1 protein-coding gene is annotated in these 5132 nt (G+C 67.9%); it reads right to left on the reverse strand.

Going from position 1 to position 5132, the window contains the following annotated elements; translation table 11 throughout:
- Positions 1-5132 (reverse strand): non-ribosomal peptide synthetase (locus I0Q12_RS22120; RefSeq protein ID WP_231611211.1); only part of this gene is annotated, 5132 nt, incomplete at both ends.

Genomic DNA, 5132 nt, shown 5'->3' on the forward strand with positions numbered 1-5132 from the left:
CGTCTCCGGCGAACGGATCCACGAGGAACCGTTCGGCCGTCAGGCCCGCGCGGGCGTGGTATCCGCGGGCCACACCCGCACCCGAGATGTAGAGCTCACCGACGACGCCCTCCGGCACCGGGCCGAGCCTCGAGTCGAGCACGTAGGTCGTCACGCCGCGGATCGGGCCGCCGATGACGATCGGCTCGCCCGCGACCAGCGCGTCGGAGATGTTGGACGCGACGGTCGCCTCGGTCGGCCCGTACGCGTTGAACATCGACCGGCCCGGCACCCACCGGGCGACGAGTTCCGGCGAGCACGCTTCGCCGCCGACCACGACGACGCGCAGGTCCGGCAGACCGGTGGGATCCACCGATCCCAGGGCCGCAGGGGTGACGAACGCGTGCGTGACCCGGCCGCGGACCAGCACGTCCGCCAGGTCGCTGCCACCGAAGACGGAGGTCGGGACGATCACCATCGCCGCCGAACCGGCGGTCGCGAGCAGCAACTCCAGAATCGACGCGTCGAAGCTGGGCGAGGCGAAATGCAGTGTGCGCGAGGACGGCCCGATGCCGTACCGGTCCCGCTGTTCGGCCTCAAATCCGGCGAGGCCGGAGTGGGTGACCGCGACACCCTTCGGGGTGCCCGTGGAACCGGAGGTGTAGATCAGGTACGCGAGGTTGTCCAGGCGCAGCGGGCGGATCCTGTCCGCGTCGGTGATCGGAGCCGGCGAGGCGACCGCGCGGTCGCCGAGGAATTCGGCGTCGTCGACCGCGAGCCAGGTGACGCCACCCGGCAGGACCGACCGGTACTGCTCCGTCGTCAGGCCCAGCTCGGCACCCGAATCGACGATCATGTGCTCGATACGGTCGGCGGGGTAGTTCGGGTCCACCGGAACGAAGGCGGCACCGGACTTGGCGACCGCCCACCACGAGATCACCGAATCGATCGACCGCGGCACCGCGATCGCCACCACGGACTCGGGGCCGATTCCGCGGGCGATCAGCATGCGCGCGAATTGCGAAGAGACCGCGTCGAGTTCGCGATAGGTCAGCGTCCGGTCTCCCGAGACGAGGGCCGTGCCGTCCGGGTTCCGGGAAGCGGCGTCGGTCAGCAACCGGGCCAGGGTGGCCGGTTCGGCACCGCCGGCACCGGTCGTGGAGACGAGCGCGCGCCGCTCACCCACATCGAGGATCTCGAGATCGCCGACGGACCGCTTCGGATCGGCGACGATGGCCCCGAGCAGGCGCTGGAACCGCTCGGCGAAGCCACGCACCGTCGAGACGTCGAACAGATCTGTGGCATAGACGAATTCGGCCCCGAGACCGACGGTCGCGCCGGTGCTGTCGGTGCGTTCGGACAGGGTCAGCTGCAGATCGAACTTTGCGACGTCGACGTCGACCTCGCTCGCCTCGATCGTCAGACCGGGCAGTTCGAGACTGGTGTTCCCCATGTTCTGGTAGGCCAGCACGACCTGGACCAGCGGGTGCCGGGACTGCGAACGTGCCGGCTTGAGGACCTCGACGAGCCGCTCGAACGGCACATCCGCGTTGGCGAAGGCCCCCAGGTCGATCTCCCGCACCTGCTGCAGCAGCTCCGTGAACGACGTCTTCGGGACGATCCGGGTCCGCAGCACCAGGGTGTTGACGAACATGCCGATCAGGTCGTCGAGGGCTTCCTCGCCACGACCGGCGATCGGGGTCCCCACGGCGATGTCCTCCGTGGCGGAGAGCCGGGCGAGCAGGACCGCCAGCGCCGAGTGCATGACCATGAACAGCGAAACATTCTGTTCGCGAGCAAGTTCCTCGAGTGCGCGGTAGGTGCGTGCGTCGATGTCGAACCCGACGCGGCGACCCACGAAGGACTGCACCGCCGGCCGTCGCCGGTCCGAGGGCAGGTCGAGCTGTTCGGGGATCCCGGCGAGCTGGTTCGACCAGTATTCGATCTGCATCGCGGCGAGCGAGGTCGGGTCGGCCTCGTCACCGAGGACGTCGCGCTGCCACAGGGTGTAGTCGGCGTACTGCACGGACAGCGGCGCCCAGGTCGCTTCGGTCGATTCGGTGCGTGCGACATAGGCCGCCGCCATGTCGCGCGCGAGCGGACCGAAGGACACGCCGTCGGCCGCGATGTGGTGGATGACCATGGCGAGCGCGACTTCGTTCGCACCCATGCGGAACAGTCGGCAGCGAACCGGAATCTCTTGGGAGACATCGAATCCCGCCGATGCGAACTCGGCGAGGACTCCGGGAAGCTCGTCGGGACCGGCGAACTCCTCCTCGAGACCGAGGTCGACGTCCCCGATCGGCAGGATCAGCTGGTACGCCCCGGCACCCGATTCGGGGAAGACGGTGCGCAGCGACTCGTGCCGCTCCACGACGTCGTACAGCGCCGCCCGGAGCGCCTCGACGTCCACGTTGCCCTCCATGCGCAGCACGAACGGCAGGTTGTAGGTGGCGGCGGACGGGTCGAACTGGTTGAGGAACCACATCCGCTGCTGAGCCAGCGAGAGCGGAATCTCGTCCGGACGGGGGTAGCGAACGAGCGCCGGCCGTCGGCGATCTCCGGCGCGCGACTCCGAAATAGCCTGCGCCAGTTCGGAAACCGTCGGAGACTCGAACACCGTGCGCACGCCGAGCTGGACGTCGAGTGCCGCGGCGATCCGCGCGACGACCTGGGTCGCGATCAGCGAATTACCACCCAACGCAAAGAAATCGTCATCCGCACCGACCCGCTCCACCCCGAGCACATCGGCGAACACCCCCGCCACGATCTCCTCCACCGGAGTCGACGGCACCCGGAACTCCCGCGCCTCGAACACCGGCGCCGGCAACAACTTCCGATCCAACTTCCCCGACGCGTTCAACGGGAACTCGTCGAGCACCACCAACGCATCCGGAACCATGTACCCCGGCAACACCGAACCCAACTCGGCCCGCACCGCACCCGAGTCGACCACCGCACCCGACTCCGGCACCACATAACCCACCAGCTGCTGACCCAGATCACCGTCGTGCACCACCACCACGGCCTGCGCCACCGCAGCCACATCCAGCAACGCCGACTCGATCTCCCCCAGCTCGATACGCAACCCGCGCACCTTCACCTGGAAATCGGTCCGCCCGATGTACTCCAACTCCCCCGACACCGACCACCGCACCAGATCACCCGTGCGATACATCCGCGCCCCGGAGGCTCCATAGGGGTTGGCCACGAACCGATCCGCCGTCAGATCCGCACGCGCCACATACCCCCGCGCCAACTGATCCCCGGCCAGATACAACTCACCGGCCACCCCCACCGGCACCGGCGCCAACCGCCCGTCCAACACGAACACCTGCGTGTTCCACACCGGCACACCGATCGGCACCGACACCCGATCCGCATCCGACACCTCGTGGAAGGTCACATCCACCGCAGCCTCGGTCGGACCGTACAGATTGTGCACCCGCACCGACGGCAACAACTCACGCAACCGCAACGCCACCGAACCCGGCAACGCCTCACCCGAGGCGAACACCAACCGCAACGACCGCGCCTCGACCACCGACGGCTCCGCCACGAACACCGACAACATCGACGGCACGAAATGCACCACCGACACCCCGTACTCGACGATCGCCCGCACCAGATACGCCGGATCCCGATGACCGTCCGGCCGCGCCACCACCAACCGCGCACCAACCTGCAACGGCCAGAACAACTCCCACACCGACACATCGAACGTGAACGGCGTCTTCTGCAACACCACATCCGAGCCGGACAGACCGTACTGCGCCTGCATCCACAGCAACCGATTCACGATCGCCGCATGCGAAACCGCCACACCCTTCGGACGCCCCGTCGACCCCGACGTGAAAATCACATAGGCCGCCCCCTGCGGCCGCACCACACCCCACCGATCCGCATCGGACAACGGCGCATCGGAAAAACCCGACACATCCAACTCGTCCACCCACACCACGGACCGATCCCCCGGCACCGCAAAACCATCCCGCGAGGTGGACAACACCACCACCGGATCCGCCGTCTCCAGGATGTAACCCACCCGCTCCACCGGCTGATCCGGATCCACCGGCACATACGCACCACCGGCCTCGATCACCGCATACACAGCGACCAACATCTCCACCGACCGGCGCATCCCCACAGCCACCAACGACTCCGGACCCACACCCTCGGCCACCAGGAAACGCGCCAACCGCCGCACCCGCGACGCGAACTCCCCATACGACAGCGCCACACCGTCGAACACCACCGCCACCGCACCCGGCGTCCGCACCACCTGCGCCTCGAACAGATCGACCAGCGTCGCAGCCGAATCCACCTCATGCGCCGTGTCGTTCCACGACTCCAACACCAACGCCCGCTCCTGAGCACCCAACAACGGGAGGTCACCGACCAGCGTGGACGGCTCCGAGACCACGGCCTCGAGCAGCCGCACGAAACGCTCGGCGAAGGAACGGACCGTCGATTCGTCGAAAAGATCGGTCGCATAGGTCAGTTCGGCGGCCATGCCGGCCGGCGAACCCTGCTCGTCGATCGATTCGGTGAGCGTGACCTGCAGATCGAACTTCGACACCTGCGCGTCGAAGTCGAGACCGCTCACGGACAGGCCGGGCAGCTCGAACGACGTCTGGGCGAGATTCTGGAACGCCAGCATCACCTGGAACAGCGGGTGCCGGGCCTGCGAACGGGCCGGGTTGAGCACCTCGACCAGACGCTCGAACGGCACGTCCGCGTGCCCGAACGCCCCGAGGTCCACCTCGCGCACCCGGCCGAGCAGGTCGCTGAACGACTCGGCCGGATCGACCGGGGTGCGCAGGACCAGCGTGTTGACGAACATGCCGACCAGATCGTCGAGACCGGCTTCACCACGGCCCGCGACCGGGGTGCCGATCGCGACGTCGTTCGATCCCGACAGGCGCGACAGCAGCACCGCCAGCGCGCTGTGCACGACCATGAACAGGGTGGTCGCGTGTTCCCGCGCGAACGTGTTGAGGGCCGAATGCAGTTCCGGTTCCACGGTGAAGCGGATGCTCGCGCCCGCGAAGGACGCGGTGGACGGACGCGGGCGATCGCTGGGCAGGTCGAGCTGATCCGGCAGGCCGGCCAGCGTGGCCGACCAGTAGTCCAGCTGACGTGAGATCAGCGAA

The organism is Rhodococcus sp. CX, assembly GCF_015865005.1.
In the GTDB taxonomy this organism is placed as follows: Bacteria; Actinomycetota; Actinomycetes; order Mycobacteriales; family Mycobacteriaceae; genus Rhodococcus.